The 20,312-nt window shown below is 63.5% G+C and carries 23 protein-coding genes; 8 read left to right on the top strand and 15 right to left on the bottom strand.

Going from position 1 to position 20,312, the window contains the following annotated elements; all coding sequences use genetic code 11:
- Positions 1–68 precede the first annotated feature (68 nt).
- The 5 genes from rng to mreB form a co-directional block, all read right to left on the bottom strand.
- On the bottom strand, positions 69–1,526 hold the full coding sequence (gene rng / locus ACZ9C1_RS23615) for a ribonuclease G (protein ID WP_046856978.1): 1,458 nt from the start codon (positions 1,524–1,526) through the stop codon (positions 69–71).
- A gap of 54 nt (positions 1,527–1,580) precedes the next feature.
- On the bottom strand, positions 1,581–2,180 hold the full coding sequence (locus ACZ9C1_RS23610; RefSeq protein WP_277502990.1) for a Maf family protein: 600 nt from the start codon (positions 2,178–2,180) through the stop codon (positions 1,581–1,583).
- 29 nt (positions 2,181–2,209) lie between these two features.
- Entirely contained in the window at positions 2,210–2,698 is a 489-nt protein-coding gene (gene mreD / locus ACZ9C1_RS23605) for a rod shape-determining protein MreD (RefSeq protein ID WP_102682705.1), read from the bottom strand.
- Positions 2,698–3,705, bottom strand: coding sequence for a rod shape-determining protein MreC (gene mreC / locus ACZ9C1_RS23600; protein WP_173862427.1), 1,008 nt, complete (start codon positions 3,703–3,705; stop codon positions 2,698–2,700). The genes mreD and mreC overlap by 1 nt, the downstream gene beginning before the upstream one ends.
- A gap of 195 nt (positions 3,706–3,900) precedes the next feature.
- Positions 3,901–4,938 (bottom strand): rod shape-determining protein MreB, encoded by a 1,038-nt coding sequence (mreB, locus tag ACZ9C1_RS23595; protein ID WP_003255163.1) that lies wholly within the window; start codon positions 4,936–4,938, stop codon positions 3,901–3,903.
- 203 nt (positions 4,939–5,141) lie between these two features.
- On the opposite strand from mreB, the gene gatC reads away from it, so the two are divergent.
- The 6 genes from gatC (at position 5,142) to ACZ9C1_RS23565 (ending at position 10,314) form a co-directional block, all read left to right on the top strand.
- Positions 5,142–5,429, top strand: a complete 288-nt coding sequence (gene gatC, locus ACZ9C1_RS23590; RefSeq protein ID WP_102682703.1) for an Asp-tRNA(Asn)/Glu-tRNA(Gln) amidotransferase subunit GatC — start codon at positions 5,142–5,144, stop codon at positions 5,427–5,429.
- Between the two features lie 15 nt (positions 5,430–5,444).
- On the top strand, positions 5,445–6,896 hold the full coding sequence (gatA, locus tag ACZ9C1_RS23585; protein WP_110700413.1) for an Asp-tRNA(Asn)/Glu-tRNA(Gln) amidotransferase subunit GatA: 1,452 nt from the start codon (positions 5,445–5,447) through the stop codon (positions 6,894–6,896).
- An 11-nt stretch (positions 6,897–6,907) separates the two neighbouring features.
- Positions 6,908–8,353, top strand: coding sequence for an Asp-tRNA(Asn)/Glu-tRNA(Gln) amidotransferase subunit GatB (gene gatB, locus ACZ9C1_RS23580; protein WP_277502989.1), 1,446 nt, complete (start codon positions 6,908–6,910; stop codon positions 8,351–8,353).
- A gap of 84 nt (positions 8,354–8,437) precedes the next feature.
- The gene (locus tag ACZ9C1_RS23575; protein ID WP_214501035.1) at positions 8,438–8,812 is read left to right on the top strand and encodes a septal ring lytic transglycosylase RlpA family protein; all 375 of its coding nucleotides are present in this window, start codon (positions 8,438–8,440) and stop codon (positions 8,810–8,812) included.
- Between the two features lie 61 nt (positions 8,813–8,873).
- Positions 8,874–9,917 (top strand): calcium/sodium antiporter, encoded by a 1,044-nt coding sequence (locus ACZ9C1_RS23570; RefSeq protein WP_277505555.1) that lies wholly within the window; start codon positions 8,874–8,876, stop codon positions 9,915–9,917.
- Between the two features lie 10 nt (positions 9,918–9,927).
- Positions 9,928–10,314, top strand: a complete 387-nt coding sequence (locus ACZ9C1_RS23565; RefSeq protein WP_277502988.1) for a carboxymuconolactone decarboxylase family protein — start codon at positions 9,928–9,930, stop codon at positions 10,312–10,314.
- A 57-nt stretch (positions 10,315–10,371) separates the two neighbouring features.
- Here ACZ9C1_RS23565 and ACZ9C1_RS23560 read toward each other — a convergent pair whose 3' ends face one another.
- The 5 genes from ACZ9C1_RS23560 to colR all read right to left on the bottom strand — a co-directional run bounded on the left by ACZ9C1_RS23560 (position 10,372) and on the right by colR (position 14,093).
- Entirely contained in the window at positions 10,372–10,602 is a 231-nt protein-coding gene (locus ACZ9C1_RS23560) for a hypothetical protein (RefSeq protein WP_277502987.1), read from the bottom strand.
- A complete protein-coding gene (locus tag ACZ9C1_RS23555; protein WP_046856984.1) occupies positions 10,599–11,300 on the bottom strand; it encodes a lipopolysaccharide kinase InaA family protein in 702 nt (233 codons plus the stop codon). The genes ACZ9C1_RS23560 and ACZ9C1_RS23555 overlap by 4 nt, the downstream gene beginning before the upstream one ends.
- Before the next feature lie 6 nt (positions 11,301–11,306).
- Positions 11,307–11,987 carry a class I SAM-dependent methyltransferase gene (locus tag ACZ9C1_RS23550; RefSeq protein WP_102682695.1) on the bottom strand — a complete coding sequence of 227 codons (681 nt, stop codon included), beginning with the start codon at positions 11,985–11,987 and terminating at the stop codon, positions 11,307–11,309.
- Positions 11,988–12,094: 107 nt separating this feature from the next.
- Positions 12,095–13,420 (bottom strand): sensor histidine kinase, encoded by a 1,326-nt coding sequence (locus tag ACZ9C1_RS23545; RefSeq protein WP_457378897.1) that lies wholly within the window; start codon positions 13,418–13,420, stop codon positions 12,095–12,097.
- Positions 13,410–14,093 (bottom strand): two-component system response regulator ColR, encoded by a 684-nt coding sequence (gene colR / locus ACZ9C1_RS23540; RefSeq protein ID WP_102682693.1) that lies wholly within the window; start codon positions 14,091–14,093, stop codon positions 13,410–13,412. Before colR ends, ACZ9C1_RS23545 begins: the two co-directional genes overlap by 11 nt.
- A 180-nt stretch (positions 14,094–14,273) precedes the next feature.
- Here colR and ACZ9C1_RS23535 point away from each other — a divergent pair, with 180 nt between their 5' ends.
- Positions 14,274–15,002, top strand: a complete 729-nt coding sequence (locus tag ACZ9C1_RS23535; RefSeq protein ID WP_102682692.1) for a phosphatase PAP2 family protein — start codon at positions 14,274–14,276, stop codon at positions 15,000–15,002.
- An 83-nt stretch (positions 15,003–15,085) separates the two neighbouring features.
- Here ACZ9C1_RS23535 and groL read toward each other — a convergent pair whose 3' ends face one another.
- From groL to ACZ9C1_RS23510, 5 genes are all read right to left on the bottom strand, one after another.
- Positions 15,086–16,726, bottom strand: coding sequence for a chaperonin GroEL (groL, locus tag ACZ9C1_RS23530; RefSeq protein ID WP_046856989.1), 1,641 nt, complete (start codon positions 16,724–16,726; stop codon positions 15,086–15,088).
- A gap of 48 nt (positions 16,727–16,774) precedes the next feature.
- Positions 16,775–17,068 (bottom strand): co-chaperone GroES, encoded by a 294-nt coding sequence (locus ACZ9C1_RS23525; RefSeq protein ID WP_003260750.1) that lies wholly within the window; start codon positions 17,066–17,068, stop codon positions 16,775–16,777.
- A gap of 287 nt (positions 17,069–17,355) precedes the next feature.
- Entirely contained in the window at positions 17,356–17,817 is a 462-nt protein-coding gene (locus ACZ9C1_RS23520) for an FxsA family protein (RefSeq protein WP_476254431.1), read from the bottom strand.
- A gap of 66 nt (positions 17,818–17,883) precedes the next feature.
- Positions 17,884–18,609, bottom strand: a complete 726-nt coding sequence (locus ACZ9C1_RS23515; protein WP_139668804.1) for a HugZ family pyridoxamine 5'-phosphate oxidase — start codon at positions 18,607–18,609, stop codon at positions 17,884–17,886.
- Between the two features lie 162 nt (positions 18,610–18,771).
- Entirely contained in the window at positions 18,772–19,779 is a 1,008-nt protein-coding gene (locus ACZ9C1_RS23510; protein ID WP_102682688.1) for a DUF481 domain-containing protein, read from the bottom strand.
- A gap of 152 nt (positions 19,780–19,931) precedes the next feature.
- Between ACZ9C1_RS23510 and ACZ9C1_RS23505 the strand changes: the two genes are divergently transcribed.
- Positions 19,932–20,285: an MGMT family protein gene (locus tag ACZ9C1_RS23505; RefSeq protein ID WP_476254430.1), complete on the top strand. Its 354-nt coding sequence runs from the start codon at positions 19,932–19,934 to the stop codon at positions 20,283–20,285.
- Positions 20,286–20,312 lie beyond the last annotated feature (27 nt).

Here is a 20,312-nt window from a genome sequence, read left to right as displayed (position 1 = left end):
TCCCTTAACTATGGCCGGTGTAAAGCGCTTTGCCAGCCCGTCCATGGGGCAACCGCTGTTAGAAGGGGTCAGAGCAGCACCACATCGTATTGTTCCTGGGAATACATGGACTCCACCTGGAAACGGATGGTTCGCCCGATGAACGCTTCAAGTTCGGCAACGTTACCCGATTCTTCATCGAGCAACCGATCCACCACCTTCTGGTTGGCCAGCACACGATAGCCCTCGGCCTGGTAGGCACGGGCTTCACGAAGGATCTCGCGGAAAATTTCGTAACAGATCGTCTCCGGGGTCTTCAGCTTGCCACGCCCCTGGCACGCCGCACAGGGCTCGCACAACACCTGCTCGAGACTTTCGCGGGTGCGCTTGCGGGTCATCTGCACCAGGCCCAGCTCGGTGATGCCGATGATGTTGGTCTTGGCGTGATCACGCTCGAGTTGCTTCTCCAGGGTACGCAGGACCTGGCGCTGGTGCTCCTCGTCCTCCATGTCGATGAAGTCGATGATGATGATCCCGCCGATGTTGCGCAGGCGCAGTTGCCGGGCAATCGCGGTGGCCGCCTCGAGGTTGGTCTTGAAGATGGTCTCTTCAAGGTTGCGATGGCCGACGAACGCACCGGTGTTGACGTCGATGGTGGTCATCGCCTCGGCCGGGTCGACCACCAGGTAGCCGCCGGACTTGAGCGGCACCTTGCGTTCCAGGGCCCGCTGGATTTCGTCCTCCACCCCATACAGGTCGAAGATCGGCCGCTCGCCGGGATAGTGCTCCAGGCGATCGGCGATCTCCGGCATCAATTCGGCCACGAACTGAGTGGTTTTCTGGAAGGTCTCCCGCGAGTCGATGCGGATCTTTTCGATCTTGGGGTTGACCAGATCGCGCAAGGTCCGCAGCGCCAGGCCAAGGTCTTCGTAGATGACCACGGGCGCTCCGCAGGTCTTGATCTGCGAGCCAATCTGCTCCCACAGGCGGCGCAGGTAGCGGATGTCCTGGAGGATATCTTCCGCGCGGGCGCCCTCTGCGGCGGTGCGCAGGATGAAGCCCCCGGCATCCTTCATGTCTTCCTGGGCCATGCAGTCGGTGACCACCTGTTTGAGGCGATCGCGCTCGGCTTCTTCCTCGATCTTGAGCGAGATGCCGACATGACTGCTGCGCGGCATGTACACCAGGTAGCGCGACGGAATCGACAGCTGGGTGGTCAAGCGTGCGCCTTTGCTACCGATGGGATCCTTGGTGACTTGCACCACCAGCGCCTGGCCTTCGTGGACCAGTGCGGTGATGGTCTCCACGGCCGAGCCTTCGCGCTGGGAAATCTCCGAGGCATGGATGAACGCTGCCCGCTCCAGGCCGATATCGACGAAAGCCGCCTGCATGCCCGGCAATACCCGCACTACCTTGCCTTTGTAGATGTTGCCGACGATGCCACGGCGCTGGGTGCGCTCTACATGCACCTCCTGCAGGACTCCGTTCTCCACCACCGCCACGCGTGATTCCATCGGGGTGATGTTGATCAGGATCTCTTCACTCATGGCGCGCTCTCGTCAGTGGTCTGGGGTAATGATGGATTGCTGCGGCGTGGCTGGCTAGCGCTGTGCGAAACCCTCTTGCAGTTGCCAACATGGCACGCCGAATTGCTCGAGCAGTTCGGCGGTTTCACTCAGGGGCAACCCGACCACGGCCGAGTAGCTGCCCTCGATGCCGCTGACGAACACTGCGCCCAGGCCCTGGATGGCATAGCCGCCGGCCTTGTCGACAGGTTCGCCGCTGTCCCAGTAGCGCAGCGCCTCCTCGAAGGAGATGGTACGAAACCGCACGGTGGTGCTGACGCAGCGGCTGATACTGCGCTGGCCATCGGTCAGCGCCACGGCGGTGAGCACCTGGTGTTCGCGCTTGGACAGGTCGCCGAGCATGGCCAACGCCTGCTCGCGATTCTCCGGCTTGCCAAGGATCTGGCCATCGAGCACCACGGTGGTGTCGGCGCCCAGCACCACCCCTGCCCCATCCGTGTGGGCGAAGCCCGCAACGGCCTTGGCCTGGGCCAGGCGCTCGACGTAGGCCGCCGGCACTTCGCCCGGCAACGGGGTTTCATCGATGGGTGCGCTGACGACTGTGAACGGCACACCTATCTGGTTCAGCAGTTCACGGCGGCGTGGCGAGCCGGAGGCCAAGTACAGCTGGGTCATGTGGACATCTCCCTGTCAGTGGCGGCGCGTCAGTGAATATGCAGGCGACGGCGCAGGCCGCGCAGGGCAAAGCTGACCCACGGCCAGAGCAAGGCGCTGATCACCGCGGACCAGACCAGGGCCAGGGTTGGCAGGCGATTGCCGGTCAACGCGCTGAGCCACAGCTGGATCAGTTGGGCGATACCGAAGATCACCAGGATCACCAGGCTCTGCTGCCACATGGGGAACATGCGCAGGCGCTGCTGCAACGAAAGCACCAGGAAGGTGATGAGGGTAAGGATCAGGGCGTTCTGGCCAAGCAGGGTGCCGTACAGCACATCCTCGGCCAGGCCAAGCAGGAACGCGGTGGTCATGCCGACCTTGCCCGGCACCGCAAGGGTCCAGAAGGCCAGCAGCAGGGCCAGCCACATGGGCCGGAACACTTCCATGAACTGCGGCATGGGCGAGACGCTGAGCAACAGGCCGATGGCGAAGCTCAGCCAGATGGCCCAGCCGTTTCTGCTACGGGTGCTGGCCATTATTGTCTCCGGGGTTGGGTGTTCGCAGGCGCCGGGGGCACCGCTGCCGGGCTTGCCGCAGGCGCCGCAGTCGCTGGGGCCGCGCCGGGCACAGGCTGAACCGCGCTACCCGCCGCAGATGCAGCCGGCGTGGCCGGTGCCTGGCCGTGGCCAGCGCCTTGACGGTCGGCCTCTTCCTGGGCGATCGCCGCCTCGGTGGCGCGTTCCTCGGGCGTGCGCCGGTCACTGAACACCAGCAGCATGTAGCGGCTGCGGTTGAGCGCGGCAGTTGGGATGGCACGGACGATGGCGAACGGCTGGCCGGAGTCATGGATCACTTCGTTGACCGTGGCTACCGGGTAGCCCGCCGGGAAGCGCTGGCCCATGCCCGAACTGACCAGCAGGTCGCCTTCCTTGATGTCGGCGGTGTCGGCCACGTGGCGCAGCTCCAGGCGCTCCGGGTTGCCCGTGCCGCTGGCAATGGCGCGCAGACCGTTGCGGTTGACCTGCACCGGAATGCTGTGGGTGGTGTCGGTGAGCAGCAGTACCCGCGCGGTGTAAGGCATCAGCTCGACCACCTGGCCCATCAGGCCGCGGGCATCGAGCACGGGCTGGCCGAGAAACACGCCATCGCGCTCGCCCTTGTTGATCAGGATACGGTGCGTGAACGGATTGGGATCGACCCCGATCAGCTCGGCGACCTCGACCTTCTCATTGACCAGCGCCGAGGAATTTAGCAACTCGCGCAGGCGCACGTTCTGCTCGGTCAGGGCGGCCAGCTTCTGCAGGCGCCCCTGCAGCAGCAGGGCCTCGGTCTTGAGTTTCTCGTTCTCGGCGATCAGCTCGGTGCGGCTGCCGAACTGGCCTGCCACGCCCTGCCACGTGCGCTGCGGCAGGTCGGTGATCCAGTAGGATTCCATCAGCACCAAGCCCATCTGGCTGCGCACCGGCTTGAGCAGGTCGAAACGCGAGTCGACCACCATCAGCGCGACCGACAGCACGACCAGCACGAGCAGGCGAACGCCCAGCGAGGGGCCCTTGGAGAAAAGCGGTTTAATGGGCCGTTCCTCGTGGACGACTCAGGAGGTCATTGGACATGGGGCAATGCACCGGCCTGCTTGCGGGTTGACGGAAAAGGCGCCCGGGCGGGCGCCAGCACAGCGCTTACAGGTAGCACTGTGCGTGTCACCTGTAAACCTGGGCATACACTACTGCACCAGCGATCACTCGCTGGAGAGCAGGTCCATGGCGTGCTTGTCCATCATCTCCAGGGCACGGCCACCGCCGCGGGCGACGCAGGTCAGCGGGTCTTCGGCGACGATCACCGGCAGGCCGGTTTCCTGGGCCAGCAGCTTGTCCAGGTCGCGCAGCAGCGCGCCACCACCAGTCAGCACCAGGCCGCGCTCGGCGATGTCCGAGGCCAGCTCCGGCGGCGACTGCTCCAGGGCGCTCTTGACCGCCTGGACGATGGTTGCCAGCGATTCCTGCAGCGCCTCGAGCACTTCGTTGGAATTCAGGGTGAAGGCACGCGGCACGCCTTCGGCCAGGTTGCGGCCACGGACGTCGACTTCGCGTACTTCGCCGCCCGGGTAGGCGGTACCGATTTCCTGCTTGATGCGCTCGGCGGTGGATTCGCCGATCAGGCTGCCGTAGTTGCGGCGCACGTAGGTGACGATGGCTTCGTCGAAGCGGTCGCCGCCGACGCGCACGGATTCGGCGTAGACCACGCCGTTGAGCGAGATCAGGGCGATCTCGGTGGTACCGCCACCGATATCGACGACCATCGAGCCGCGGGCCTCTTCGACCGGCAGGCCGGCACCGATGGCGGCAGCCATGGGCTCTTCGATCAGGAATACTTCACGGGCACCGGCACCGAGGGCCGATTCACGGATGGCGCGGCGCTCGACCTGGGTCGACTTGCACGGCACGCAGATCAGCACGCGAGGGCTGGGCTGCAGGAAGCTGTTCTCATGCACCTTGTTGATGAAGTACTGCAGCATTTTTTCGCAAACGCTGAAGTCGGCGATCACGCCGTCCTTCATCGGACGAATGGCAGCAATGTTGCCGGGGGTGCGGCCCAGCATGCGCTTGGCTTCGGTACCGACTGCGACGACGCTTTTCTGGTTGCCGTGGGTACGGATGGCAACAACCGAGGGCTCATTCAGGACGATACCGCGCTCACGCACGTAGATAAGGGTGTTGGCAGTACCCAGGTCGATGGACAGATCGCTGGAAAACATGCCACGCAGTTTCTTGAACATGGGAAAGTGACCCTGGGGAAAGCGTGGGTAAAAAAGTGCGGCAAACTCTAACAATGGCAGGGATTTTGGGCAAGGAGCCAATATGTTAAATTGGTTGTTTTTCCGAGCATGCCTGCCGATGTTCGCGGCCCTTTGACCGCCAGAATGCCGGCATGTTCCTCATCTGCGGACCCATTCCGTTTTTCGTTTCCCTGGAGATCCCCATGGCGCTTCAACGCTCCGACGTGGAAAAGATCGCCCATCTGGCCCGCCTGGGCCTGAATGAAGGCGAATTGCCACGCACCACCGATGCCTTGAACAGTATTCTCGGGCTGGTCGACCAGATGCAAGCCGTCGACACCTCTGGCATCGAGCCCCTCGCCCACCCGCTGGAAGCCACCCAGCGCCTGCGCCCCGACCAGGTCACCGAAAGCAACCAGCGCGACCGCTACCAGGCCGTCGCCCCGTCGACCGAGAACGGTCTGTACCTGGTTCCGAAAGTCATCGATTAAGGGATAGCGCCTGCCATGCATCAACTCACTCTGGCCGAAATCGCCCGCGGCCTCGCCGACAAGTCGTTCTCCTCGGAAGAGCTGACCGGCGCCCTGCTGTCGCGCATCAAGCAGCTCGACCCGCAGCTCAACAGCTTCATCACCGTCACCGAAGCACAGGCCCTGGAGCAGGCGCGCGCCGCCGACGCCCGCCGTGCCTCTGGTGAGACCGGCGCGCTGCTGGGTGCGCCGATCGCCCACAAGGACCTGTTCTGCACCAACGGCGTGCGCACCAGCTGCGGCTCGAAGATGCTCGACAACTTCACCGCGCCATACGACGCCACCGTGGTCGCCAAGCTGGCCGAAGCCGGCATGGTCACCCTGGGCAAGACCAACATGGACGAATTCGCCATGGGCTCGGCAAACGAGTCCAGCCACTACGGCGCGGTGAAGAACCCATGGAACCTCGAGCACGTGCCCGGTGGTTCGTCCGGCGGCTCGGCCGCCGCGGTGGCCGCGCGCCTGCTGCCGGCCACCACCGGCACCGACACCGGCGGTTCGATCCGCCAGCCCGCCGCGCTGACCAACCTCACCGGCCTCAAACCGACCTATGGCCGCGTATCGCGCTGGGGCATGATCGCCTACGCCTCGAGCCTCGACCAGGGCGGCCCGCTGGCCCGCACCGCCGAAGACTGCGCCCTGCTGCTGCAAGGCATGGCCGGTTTCGACGCCAAGGACTCGACCTCGGTCGACGAGCCGGTGCCGGACTTCAGCGCCAACCTGAACGCCTCGCTGCAGGGCCTGCGCATCGGCCTGCCCAAGGAATACTTCGGTGCCGGCCTCGACCCGCGCATCGCCGACCTGGTCCAGGCCAGCGTCAAGGAGCTGGAGAAGCTCGGCGCGGTGGTCAAGGAAATCAGCCTGCCGAACATGCAGCACGCCATCCCGGCGTACTACGTGATCGCCCCGGCGGAGGCCTCATCCAACCTGTCGCGCTTCGATGGCGTGCGCTTCGGTTATCGCTGTGAAGATCCGAAAGACCTGACCGACCTGTACAAGCGCTCCCGTGGCGAAGGCTTCGGCGCGGAAGTGCAGCGGCGCATCATGGTCGGCACCTACGCCCTGTCGGCAGGCTACTACGATGCCTACTACGTCAAGGCGCAGCAGATCCGCCGCCTGATCAAGAACGACTTCATGGCCGCGTTCGCCGACGTCGACGTGATTCTTGGCCCGACCACGCCGAACCCGGCCTGGAAACTTGGCGCCAAGAGCAGCGATCCGGTCGCTGCCTACCTGGAAGACGTCTACACCATCACCGCCAACCTTGCCGGCCTGCCGGGCCTGTCGATGCCGGCCGGCTTCGTCGATGGCCTGCCGGTGGGCGTGCAACTGCTGGCCCCGTATTTCCAGGAAGGCCGCCTGCTCAACATCGCGCACCGTTACCAGCAAGTCACCGACTGGCACACCCGCGCCCCCAACGGCTTCTGAGGAGTTCACACATGCAATGGGAAGTTGTGATCGGGCTGGAGATTCATACCCAGCTCGCCACCCAGTCGAAGATCTTCTCCGGCAGCGCCACCACCTTCGGCTCCGAGCCGAACACCCAGGCCAGCCTGGTCGACCTGGGCATGCCCGGCGTGCTGCCGGTGCTCAACCAGGAGGCCGTGCGCATGGCGTGCATGTTCGGCCTGGCGATCGATGCCGAGATCGGGCCGCGCAACGTGTTCGCGCGCAAGAACTACTTCTACCCCGACCTGCCCAAGGGCTACCAGATCAGCCAGATGGACCTGCCGATCGTCGGCAAGGGCCACCTGGACATCGCCCTGGAAGACGGCACCATCAAGCGCATCGGCGTGACCCGCGCGCACCTTGAAGAAGATGCCGGCAAGAGCCTGCATGAAGACTTCAACGGCGCCACCGGCATCGACCTGAACCGCGCCGGCACCCCGCTGCTGGAGATCGTCTCCGAGCCGGACATGCGTAGCGCCAAGGAAGCCGTGGCCTACGTCAAGGCAATCCACGCCCTGGTACGCTACCTGGGTATCTGCGACGGCAACATGGCCGAAGGCTCGCTGCGCTGCGACTGCAACGTGTCGATCCGCCCGAAAGGCCAGACCGAGTTCGGCACCCGCTGCGAGATCAAGAACGTCAACTCGTTCCGCTTCATCGAACGTGCGATCAACAGCGAGATCCAGCGCCAGATCGACCTGATCGAGGACGGCGGCAAGGTGGTGCAGGAAACCCGCCTGTACGACCCGAACAAGGACGAGACCCGCTCCATGCGCAGCAAGGAGGAAGCCAACGACTACCGTTACTTCCCCGACCCGGACCTGCTGCCGGTGGTCATCGAGCCAGGCTTCCTCGACACCGTGCGCGCCGCCCTGCCGGAGCTGCCGCCACAGAAGGTCGAGCGCTTCCAGAGCCAGTACGGCCTGTCGGCCTATGACGCCAACGTGCTGGCTTCCAGCCGCGAGCAGGCCGACTACTTCGAACAGGTGGTGAAGATCGGCGGCGACGCCAAGCTGGCCGCCAACTGGGTCATGGTGGAACTGGGCAGCCTGCTGAACAAGCTCGGCGTCGAGATCGACCAGTCGCCGGTCAGTGCCGAACACCTCGGCGGCATGCTGCTGCGCATCCGTGACAACACCATCAGCGGCAAGATCGCCAAGACCGTGTTCGAGGCCATGGCCGCCGGCGAGGGCGATGCCGACAGCATCATCGAAAGCAAGGGTCTCAAGCAGGTCACCGACACCGGCGCGATCGACAAGATGCTCGACGAGATGCTCGCCGCCAACGCCGAACAGGTCGAACAGTACCGCGCCGCCGATGAAGCCAAGCGCGGCAAGATGTTCGGCTTCTTCGTCGGCCAGGCGATGAAGGCGTCGAAGGGCAAGGCCAACCCGGGGCAAGTGAACCAATTGCTCAAGGCCAAGCTCGAAGGGTGATCCTGATCGCGGGGCAAGCCCGCTCCCAGATCGTGGGAGCGGGCTTGCCCCGCGATGATTCGAAGTGACAGCGGAGCTTCCGAATTGCTCAAGCGTTCCCTCACCACCCTCGCCCTCTTTTCCCTGCTGGCCGGCTGCGCCAGCCATGACATCGACCCTCGCGGCTACGACCAGAGCGGTACCGCCTCCTATTACGGCTCACGCCACCATGGCAAACGCACTGCCAGCGGCGAGCCCTTCAACCAGCATGGCCTCACCGCCGCCCACCGCAGCCTGCCCTTTGGCAGCCGTGTGCTGGTCACCAACCTGGCCAACCAGCGCAGCGTGGTGGTACGCATCAACGACCGTGGCCCGCACACCCGCGGCCGGCTGATCGACCTGTCACGCGCCGCCGCAGAAAAAATCGGCATGCTCCGTAGCGGAACCGCGCGAGTCCGGGTACAAGGTCTGAGCGATTGACCTGACTGGAGCCCTCGCCATTTTCGACCTGGCCACCCTCCCCGCCTTCAGCCTGCTGCAACTGGGCCTGGGCCTGCTGCTGATGATCTTCGGTGCCGAGCTGCTGGTTCGCGCCGCCCTGCGCCTGGCCGGCCGCCTGCACGTGCGCCCGCTGATCATCGGCCTGAGCCTGGTCGCCTTCGGCAGCACCGCGCCACAGCTGACCGTGAGCCTGCAAGCCGCCTACCAGGGCGCGCCGGATGTCGCGCTGGGCAGCGTCGTGGGCAGCAACATCTTCAACGTGCTGGTGATCCTGGGCCTTGCCGCACTGATCATTCCGCTGCGTGTGTCACGCCAGCTGGTGCGCCTGGATATCCCGCTGATGATCCTCGCCAGCGCCCTGGTCTACCTGCTCGCGCTCAACGGCGAACTGGGGCGGCTGGAAGGCGGCCTGCTGCTGCTCGGCCTGGCCGGTTACCTGGCCATGCTCTGGCATCAGTCGCGGCACTATGCCCGCACGTACCCGGCGCCACGCACCGAGCACGCCAGCCCGCTGCGCTTCTGGAGCGGGGCGCTGCTGCAGATCCTCATGGGCCTGGGGCTGCTGAGCCTGGCGGGCCACCTGGTACTGGAGGCAGCCGTCGAGGTAGCGACCGACCTGGGCCTGTCCGAACGCATCATCGGTCTGACCGTGGTCGCGGTGTGCACCTCGCTGCCGGAACTGGCTGCCGCGCTGATCGCGGCCCTGCGCGGCGAACGGGAAATCGCCGTGGGTACGGTGATCGGCAGCAACCTGTTCAACCTGCTGGCGGTGCTGGGGCTGACGGCAGTGACCACCCCCGCCCCCTTGTCGATTTCACCCAATGCACTGGACTTCGACCTGCCGGTGATGCTCGGCGTCGCCGCGCTGTGCCTGCCGGTGTTCTATTCCGGCTACCGGGTTACCCGCGCCGAAGGCCTGGTGTTCCTGTGTCTTTACCTGGCCTACGGCCTGCACGTGGTGACCTTCACCACCGGCCTGCCTTTGGCCGGACGCCTCGAACAGCTGATGCTGTTCTATGTAATGCCAGTGCTCGGGGTCGTACTGCTGTACACCACGGTCCGCGCCTGGCGCCGCCAACACTAAGGAAAACAACATGGCTGACAAGAAAAACACCGGTGAAAGCATCCGTCGCCAGGTAATGGGCGATGCCTTCGTCGATCGCGCCCTGGGCAACGCAACGGCGTTCACCCAACCGCTGCAGGACTTCGTCAACGAACATGCATGGGGCAGCGTCTGGGCTCGCGACGGGTTGCCGCTGAAGACCCGCAGCCTGATCACATTGGCCACCCTGACCGCGCTCAAGTGCCCGCAGGAACTCAAGGGCCACGTGCGTGGGGCGTTGAACAATGGCTGCACGGTCGAGGAGATTCGCGAGGCGCTGCTGCATTGCGCGGTGTATGCCGGGGTGCCGGCGGCGATCGATGCGTTTCGCGCGGCGCAGGAAGTGATCGACAGCTATCAGGCGAGCACCGCGAATTAAACGGCAAAACGCCAGAGGCTCATGGAGATCCCCTGGCGTACGTCAAGACCACCTGCCTCAACCCACCGGCCGCAGGCCCTGGCTCATCCCGAACAGAAACAGTAAAAGATCATGATCCGGCTGAGCCTGCACCTGGTCAGCCTTCACCACACGAGGCAATGGGCACTGCCCACCCTCCCCGGCCTTGCTGAACACCGTGGGCCGCGGCTGCTCCCAGGCTGCCGCCGCAGCGGTGGTCACCGCCAACGCCGCAACCAGGAACAAAGCTCGAGCTATTTCTAGTTTCATTGCTCTAAACCTTTGACAGCGCTGCCAAACGCCATTTGGTAAAAGTAGAGCAAGGTCTGCCACTCCGCCTCATTGAACGACGAGTGGCGGCGCAATTGACGCAGGTCGTTGTACGCCGCTCGCTGGCAACTGATCCGTCGCCGACATTTCTCCAGATCCAGCAACGCGACCTCCACCCGCGCCTGCTCCCCCTCGCCAAGTACCTTGACGAACACATGCTTGCCGTACAGGCAGCCATGCTGCCAATGCCCCAGGTGCATGCGCGCCAGGTTGTCGGCCAGATCCTTGAGCATGCGCTCGTGCACCGCCTGCGGATAATGCTCGCGAGCTCCCGAGGCATGCCAGGCATCGAGATCGACAAAGCCATCAAGTGCCTCGCTGACCAGCAACGCACGCCACTGGTGATCGGCGTCACGCTCGGCACCGGCATAGACGATACGCGGCACCCGCACGCCCAACTGCTCGAAGCTGTGCAATGCGTCGAGTTCGCGCAACACCGTGGGGCGCCCGAAAGGATGCAGGAGGCTGCGGTAGATATGCCCGACCTGGCGCTTGGCATACAGCATATGGCCATGGTCATCGCTCAGCCGCTGCACGCCGCTTTCGCCGCCACGCCGCTGGTTGGGTTCCTCGACCCATTCCCCTTGCTGCTGCCAGTAATAATCGAACTGCCTGGAATGATGCTGGGCTACCGCCATGACTCTTTACCCCTTGCGCAATACGTACACTCGCCACATGGCATAGAACGGCAGAAAGTCGAGACGTTCCTGAATTCTGAAGCCTGCTGAGGAAAACTCTTCTTCCACTGTAGCCGCAGGTAACACAAATCGGTTCTGGTAGCTGTCCTGCGTGGCCTTGGCACTGCGTCGCGTTTCGAGCTTGCGCCGGCGCCAGGCCTTGAAATTGCCATCCACCCACAGCGACAGGATCACGCTGTCGCGGCTAACCCTTTGAAATTCCGAGAGAATTGTCTTTCGATGCGCAGGGTCGCCAATGTGATGGAACAAGCGCATGCAGAAAATGCTGTCCACCGAGTTGTCCGGCAGGTCAATAGCAAAGGCGGAAGTCTGCAAGGGCCGTACCCGTGCGACGACTTCTGGCGGTTGTGCCGCACAGGCTGTCTCGATCATCGCGGCGGAGTTGTCTGCACCGATGATCACCCGGTTGGCCTTTTCCGCCAGCAGCGGCCAGAAACGCCCGGCGCCACAAGGCAGGTCGAGCACCAGCCCGGGCTCTCCGGCCAACGCCAGGGCGCGCCGGGCCAGCTGCTCGTCGCGCTGGTGGGAAAGGCGTCGAGCCAGGCCATCCTGGTGCTTGAGAAAGTACTGGCGGGCATGATCCCGATCGTACTTGTCCGAGAATTCGAGTTTGATGGGGCTACGCATTGAGCATCTCCTGACTCCAGTGCGCCCACCTTAGGCAGTTGGGCGTTGGCGTCAGGTCATGCCGATGTGAAAAATCTGTAGGAAAGCTCCGCAGGTGTTACCGGACGTTAATCCGGATCCAATACCCCGCCACACCCTTCGCCATGCGCCATCGGGGTGCCCTGGCTCAGATCGACCTCGAAACGACAGCCGTGGGGCAGCGTCGCCGTCAGGGTCACGCGCCAGCCCTGGTCGTCGCAGATGCGCTGGACCAGCGACAGGCCCAACCCCAACCCCTCGCCCCGACGCTCGTCACCGCGCACGAACGGCCGGAACATCGCCTCGCGCTGTTCTTCCGGAATCCCCACGCCACTGTCTTCCACACTGAAGCCATTGGCTTCCAGGCTGAGGCGGATGTATCCACTGTCGGTGTAGTGGGCGGCATTGCGCAGCAGGTTGCCCATCACCGACTGCAGGAAGGTGGCGTTGTACAGCACCGGGCTGGCACTGACCTGGCCATCGTAGTAAAGCGCCAGGCCTTTCTGCTCGACGGTATCGCGCCATACCCCGATCAAGTCGTCACCCACCTCGCGCAGGGTCGCCCGCGAAGCGACTGCACCTTCATCGCGCTGGGCCCGGGCAAGCATCAGGAAGGTTTTCACCAACTCGCGCATCTCCTCGGTCGCCCGGGCGATACGTTCGACCTGGCTGCGCGCGCGGCTCTCGAGGTTGGGGTTTTCCATCAGCAGCTCGCACGAGGTGGCCAGGACCATCAGCGGCGTACGCAGCTCGTGGCTGACATCGCTGGTGAACAAGCGCTCACGGGTCAAGGCATCACGCAGGCGCCCCAAGGTATCGTCGAAGGCGACGGCCAACTGGCCGACCTCATCCGCGGCATAATCCGGTGCCAATGGCGGTGCCAATCCCAACAGCTGATCACGGTGACGGACCTGGCGCGCCAGCCGGATCACCGGCGCCATCACCCGCCGGGCCAGCAACCAGCCGAGAATCACCGCCAGGGCCAGGCTGAGCACGAAGCCGACCACGACAACGGCGAACAGCACCCGCTCGCGCTCCTCGAAATCGCTCTGGTCCTGCAACAGCACATAACGTCGGCCATCGACGATCTCGACCATGGCGTGGTACGAGAGCTGGTCGCGAAACACTTCGTGGAAGCCGGCGTCCAGGTGGCGCAGGTCCTTGGGCAGCTCGAAATCGTCTCGCCCGCCACTGAAGTAGAACAACTGGTCGGGGCGCGGCCGGTGGCTCCAGTCGCTGACACTGTCCATGCGCAACAGGCGCTGCAGGTCGCCACCGAGCACCGAAGAGATCAACCGCTCTTCGACCAAATGCACCGTGGCGACAATGCCAAAGGCAAATGCCCCGGCCACCAGCGCGCTCATCAGCGCAAAGGCGATGATGATGCGCTGGGCAAGGCTCTGCTTAAACTCCATCGCGGCCCTCGGCGAGGCGATAGCCGACGCCATGGACGGTATGCAATAGCGGTCTTTCGAAGGGTTTGTCGATGACCTGGCGCAATTGGTGGACATGGCTGCGCAGGCTGTCGCTGTCCGGGCAGTCGTCGCCCCACAGCGCCTCTTCCAGCACCTCGCGACGCAGGACGTGGGGGCTCTTCTGCATCAGCACGGCGAGCAGCTTCAGGCCGACGGGGTTGAGCTTGAGCAGGCGGCCCTGGCGGGTCACCTCCAGAGTGTCGAGGTCGTAGCTCAGGTCGGCGACCTGCAAGGTGCGCCGGCCGCCCCCCTGGGCACGCCGCAGCACCGCCTCGATGCGCGCGGCCAGCTCCGACAACGCGAACGGCTTGAGCAAGTAGTCGTCGGCCCCTGAGCGGAAGCCCTGCAGGCGGTCGTCCAGCTGGTCGCGGGCGGTAAGCATGATCACCGGGGTGTCGCGGCGGGCATCCTCGCGCAGGCGCTTGCACAGCGTATAGCCGTCGATGCCCGGCAACATGATGTCGAGCACGATCAGGTCGTAGTGTTCGGTCGCGGCCAGGTGCAGGCCGGACAGGCCATCCTGGGCACAATCGACGGTGTAGCCCTTCATGCCGAGGTAGTCGGCCAGGTTGGCCAGAATATCGCGGTTGTCTTCAACCAAAAGAATGCGCATCGAAATCTCCTGTGCGGCGCTTCGCCGGGCGCGGCAGGCGCAGCTTACGGCCATTTGCCCGCATGGTGCCATGCCCTGGAGCGAAATCACCGGACTTGACGGTTTTTTCACCGATCATTCACGAACACAGGATAGCGGCCCAACGACAATGCCCCGTCTCTTACACCTTCTGGAGTCACCATGCAGGCTAGCGTCCCCCCTCGCCCGATCAATTTTTGGCTGTACCTGGGCATCCCATTCATCACTGTCATGACCCTGGTCCTGCTGGAGTGGACCTCGCTGGACATGGACCTGGCCAACCTGTTCTACGACCCGGCCGCCGGCGCGTTCATCGGCCGCCACAGCTATGTGCTGGAGAATATCCTGCATGACCGCGTCAAGCAGGGTGTGATCCTGTTCGGTCTACTGGCAGTGGCCGGGTTCGCCCTGAGCTTCTTCTGGAGCCGGCTGCTGGGCTGGCGCCGCGAGTTGGGCTGCCTGGTACTGGCGCTGGCGCTGTCGACGGCCTTCGTCACGCCGCTGAAGAAGGTGACCCAGGTGCAATGCCCGTGGAGCCTGACGCAGTTCGGTGGCAAGGAGACCTACAGCAAGTTGCTCGAAGCCCGCCCGGCTACCGACAAGCCTGGGCTGTGCTGGCCCGGAGGGCATGCGGCGACCGGGTTCTGCCTGTTTGGCCTGTTCTTCATGCTGCGTGACCGCAAGCCCCGCATGGCACGGGTCGCGCTGGCAGTGGCCTTCGTGGCCGGCTCGGTGCTGTCGATCGGGCGGATGATGCAGGGCGCGCACTTCCTGTCGCACAACGTATGGACGGCGGTGTTCTGCTGGCTGATCGGGCTGGGGTCGTACTACCTGGTGCTGTATCGCCGAAACCGCTGCGAAACACCAGCGGCCGAACACAGCGCTGCCTGATTAACCATCGCGGGGCAAATCTGGCAAACGAAAAAGCCCCGCACTAGGCGGGGCTTCTTCTTGGGACCGGGGGTAAGGCTGGCTTACATCATGCCGCCCATGCCACCCATGCCGCCCATGTCAGGCATGCCAGCAGCTGGCTTGTCTTCCGGCAGGTCGGCAACCATGGCTTCGGTGGTGATCATCAGACCACCGATCGAAGCTGCGGCTTGCAGGGCCGAACGGGTGACCTTGGCTGGGTCCAGGATGCCCATCTCGATCATGTCGCCGTACTCACCGGTAGCGGCGTTGTAACCGAAGTTACCCGAACCTTGCTTGACCTTGTCAGCGACAACGCTTGGCTCGTCGCCGGCGTTGGCAGTGATCTGGCGCAGCGGCGCTTCGACAGCGCGACGCAGCAGGGCAATACCGACGTTCTGGTCTTCGTTGTCGCCTTTGAGGTCAACGATGGCAGCCAGGGCGCGTACCAGGGCAACACCACCGCCAGGCACCACGCCTTCTTCAACGGCTGCGCGGGTGGCGTGCAGGGCGTCTTCGACGCGGGCTTTCTTCTCTTTCATCTCGACTTCGGTGCCGGCACCGACCTTGATCACGGCAACACCGCCAGCCAGTTTGGCCAGGCGCTCTTGCAGCTTCTCACGGTCGTAGTCCGAAGTGGTGTCGGCAACCTGGGCACGGATCTGGGTGACGCGAGCCTGGATGTCGGACTCTTCGCCAGCACCGTCGATGATGGTGGTGTTTTCCTTGGACAGGATGACGCGCTTGGCGTTACCCAGGTGTTCCAGGGTGGCGGTTTCCAGGGACAGGCCGATCTCTTCGGAGATCACGGTGCCGCCGGTCAGGACAGCGATGTCCTGCAGCATGGCCTTGCGGCGATCGCCGAAGCCTGGCGCCTTGACCGCGGCGACCTTGACGATGCCGCGCATGTTGTTGACGACCAGGGTAGCCAGGGCTTCGCCTTCGACGTCCTCGGCAACGATCAGCAGCGGACGGCCGGCCTTGGCAACGGCTTCCAGAACTGGCAGCAGCTCACGGATGTTGGAGATCTTCTTGTCGACCAGCAGCAGCAGGGCGCCTTCCAGCTCGGCAACCATGGTGTCCGGCTTGTTGACGAAGTACGGCGACAGGTAGCCGCGATCGAACTGCATGCCTTCGACCACGGACAGTTCGTTTTCCAGGCCCGAGCCTTCTTCAACGGTGATCACGCCTTCCTTGCCGACTTTTTCCATGGCTTCGGCGATGATTTCACCGATGGAGTTGTCGGAGTTGGCGGAGATGGTGCCGACCTGGGCGATGGCCTTGGAATCGGCGCATGGCTTGGACAGGTTCTTCAGCTCGGCGACGACGGCGGCGGTGGCCTTGTCGATGCCGCGCTTGAGGTCCATCGGGTTCATGCCGGCAGCAACGGCTTTCAGGCCTTCGTTGACGATGGCCTGGGCCAGTACGGTAGCGGTGGTGGTGCCGTCACCGGCAGCGTCGTTGGCCTTGGAAGCAACTTCCTTGACCAGCTGGGCGCCCATGTTCTCGAAAGCGTCTTTGAGCTCGATCTCTTTGGCGACGGAAACGCCGTCCTTGGTGATGGTCGGCGCGCCGAAGCTCTTGGCCAGGACCACGTTACGGCCTTTCGGGCCCAGGGTCGCTTTTACCGCGTCAGCCAGAACGTTGACACCAACCAGCATTTTCTTACGGGCGGAATCGCCGAATTTTACGTCTTTAGCAGCCATGATCGTTTAATCCTTGGAATTCTTTGGAGTAACGGGAAGTCGGGGAAATCAGCCTTCGATAACAGCGAGGATTTCGTTCTCGGCCATTACCAGCAGGTCTTCGCCATCGACTTTCACGGTGTTGCTGCCCGAGTAAGGGCCGAAAACCACTTTGTCACCCACTTTCACGGCCAGCGCGCGTACTTCGCCGTTGTCCAGGATGCGACCGGTGCCGACGGCAACGACTTCACCGCGGTTTGGTTTTTCAGCGGCCGAACCCGGCAGGACGATACCGCCAGCGGTTTTCGATTCTTCTTCGCTGCGACGGATGACGACGCGGTCATGCAGAGGACGAAGCTTCATTGTCGATCTCTCCCAAATTGTGGTTTTCATCGGCCGGTGTCAGCACCGGCGGGTTGATTCGATCCGGCGTTGCCGGGGGGTGGCCCGCAAAGGGCGAACCACCTGTGTCATGTCTGGTGTCGCCACCAGAAACCTTGCGGTGACCACATACATGAGGCCGGGATATTCGATTACAAGGCTTGCTACAGAAAAATTTTCATAAGGTGTAAGAGTCATCGTGGGAGCGCGTTCGCCCTGCGATCAGGGCGACTCCCCCATCGCGGAGCAAGCCCACGCATGAACACGCCTTACTTGTCGCGACGCTCGTACTCGCCCTCGATCACGTTCGGACGGTGGCCGTCATCGCGGGGCTGGGCCTGGAACGGATCATCCTGGAACGCCCGCTGACGCAGGGCCTGCTCTTCGGCGCGGCGGCGCAGACGGCCGGCCACCCGGCGGCGGGTGAACGGCAGCAGGCACAGCAGGCCCAGCACGTCACTGATGAAACCCGGCAGCAGCAACAGGCCGCCACCGACGGTGAGCATCAAGCCCTGGAACATGTCCTCGGCCGGCAGTTCGCCGCGCTGCAGGCTCTCCCGGGCACGCAGGGCGGTAGCCAGGCCGGCCACGCGCATCACCAGCACACCCAGGGCGGAACCGGCGATGATCAGCAGCAACGCTGGGAAGAAGCCAATGGCGGCGCTGACCTTGACGAAGACGAACAGCTCCAGCACAGGAAAAATAAGAAACAGCAGTAGAAAAGCACGCATCAAGGGTTCCTCGGCGGAAGAGAATCTTCCTGTAAGACCATCAAATGGATGCCTCGACGCCTGTTTTCAACCCTCGACTTGCGTCGCATCCGGCCATTTTTCAGCGCGCGCCAGCAAAACCAGAGCCTCGCGGACTTGTGTCGGCGTATTGCAAGTAGTTGGGAAAGGCAGCCAGTAAATGCCCTGACCAATACGCAGGTGCATGCCCTCGCTGTCGATACCGACCATGTGCGCCGAGCGCGGCAGCCCCGACAGTTTTACATAGTGTTCAATGGCATTGGCATGGTCGTCATTCATATGCTCAATCATGCTTTTTTCGACCTGGCCCGCAAACGGATTGGCCAACGTCACCTGATCGAGCCAGTGGATCGCGCCGAAACCACCGATGTAACGGTGGCGTACCGGCTCAAGCACCCAGAAGTCGAAATCGTGGGCCTTGTGGTAGTTCGCAGATTCGGGGAAATACCGGTAGTACCGGCTTGCAGCAGCCTCGATGGCGGCATCGTCAGTGAGTTTGCGCGCCTGGGCCATCACCGTCAGGCGTCCGACTGCCTGGACATCTTCGGCGTCGCGCTCACCTACCAGCAGCGAACACTTGGGGTCTTTCTGCAGGTTGTGGGTGTGCTGGGCGATGCGGCTGATGAGGATCAGCGGATGGCCGTCGGCGTCGAGACAATACGGCACCACCGAGCCGAAGGGGAAACCGGGCATCGATTTGGAATGCGTGGAGAGGACGCCGCGGTATTCCTTGAGCAGCAGTTCCCGGGCGGGGCGAAGGGCGTTGGTACTCACTGTAGGGCTCCTGGCGGCGGACTGGATGGGTGACAAGATAAGCATTATCACCCACCACTGCCACTGGGTATGCTGCGCAGACCATCGCCGGCTCCCACAGGAGTCGAAGTGCCCCTGTGGGAGCCGGCTTGCCAGCGATGGGGCGCGCAGCGCCCCTGCGATCTACCAGGTAACGCCGAAACCGGCGGTATAGCGGGTCTTGTCCAGGTCGCTGTCGCGGGTGCCCTTGATCAGGTCCTTTTCCGCCTTGAGGTTGAGCGAAGCCCACTCGGTCACCTTGTAGCGCAGGCCCATCTCGGCATCGAGCGAGTAGTCGGCCACGCCGCCCAGTGGCTTGCCGAATTCGCCATTGGTGAAGAATTCGACCTTCTTGCCGATCAGGTAACGGTTGTAGTCCCACTTCACCGCGGCGGAATAGAAGTTGTCCTTGCCACCGTCGCGGTACTCGAAGTCGGTGCGGTTGATCAACGAGCCCAGCGAGAACGCGCCGAGCTCGTCATCCCAGAACTGGTAGCCCGGGCCGGTACCGACGGTACGCTGGCGGGCCAGATCCTCGATATGGTCACGTTTGTATTCCAGGCGCCCCTGCCAGAACCACTTCTCGGTTATGAAGCGATCCAGCGCGTACTCGGCGCTCCAGTTGTTGGTGGTGGTGACGTCGTCCTTGGTCTCGCGGTTGTATTCACCCTCGGCGTTGTGCCGCCAGCGGCCATGGCGGGCAGTGGTCTTGAAGCTGACGTCATAGTCGTCGGTGTTGTTCTCGGCGCGCTTGTAGTCCATCGCCACATCGACGTTGCCCTTCCACAGGAAATCCTCGAGCACCGGACGCGGCTTCATGATCTGCTCGATGCTGGCCAGCTCGACGGTCTTCGGTGCCTCGCCGTTGGCCAGGGTCACCTTGCCGGGTTCGGCGGCCTTCAATGCCTTGGCTTTCTCGCCGCTGTAGGCATCTTGCTTGACCAGCAGTTCCTGATCGCTTTCCAGCGTCTGCACCTGTTTCCAGTCCAGGGCGATCGAACCGCCATAGGGGGTCTCCAGCAGCAGCTTGCCGCCGTCGAAGACCTTGATCTTGCCGCTCAGGCGGTCACCGTTCTTCATCCACACGGTATCGGCGAGCACGGGCGTACAAAGGGACGCAGCGATGAGGCACAGCAGGGTTCTAGAAGACATAAGCGCAATATGGGTTCGATTCGACGAAAAAGCCGGGCATTATCCAGATACCGACAACCTGAGCAAGGACAGACCCAGACCATGCCGATGAGTTCCACTCGCATTTGCCGGAACCTTCTGTCCGGTTTCATCTGCAGCACAGGGATCTTCTGATGTCCGCCCTCGATCCGCCCGCGGCGCAGGATGCACAAGCCCGACGAATGGCACTGTATTCCGTCCTCGGCCAAGTACCGCCGGGGAAGGTCGTCAGCTACGGACAACTCGCCGAGCTTGCAGGCCTTGGCCGCGCGGCGCGGTGGGTAGGACGCACACTTTCGCAGCTACCCCAGGACACCCGCCTGCCCTGGCACCGGGTACTGGGCGCGGGTGGCAGGTTGAGCCTGGTCCTGGGCACGCCGTCTGGCGACGAACAACGCGCCCGGCTGCGCGCAGAAGGCGTGAATGTGGCCAATAATCGTGTGGATATGGCGTGCCATGGCTGGCGTCCGATGGAGCACAGCGGTTAGAGTGCGCGCTTTGTTTTCGCAAACCTT

This window comes from Pseudomonas sp. TE21435, assembly GCF_056279265.1.
Note: the sequence above shows the minus strand (reverse complement) of the source record. Positions and strands in the feature narration are given on the sequence as shown.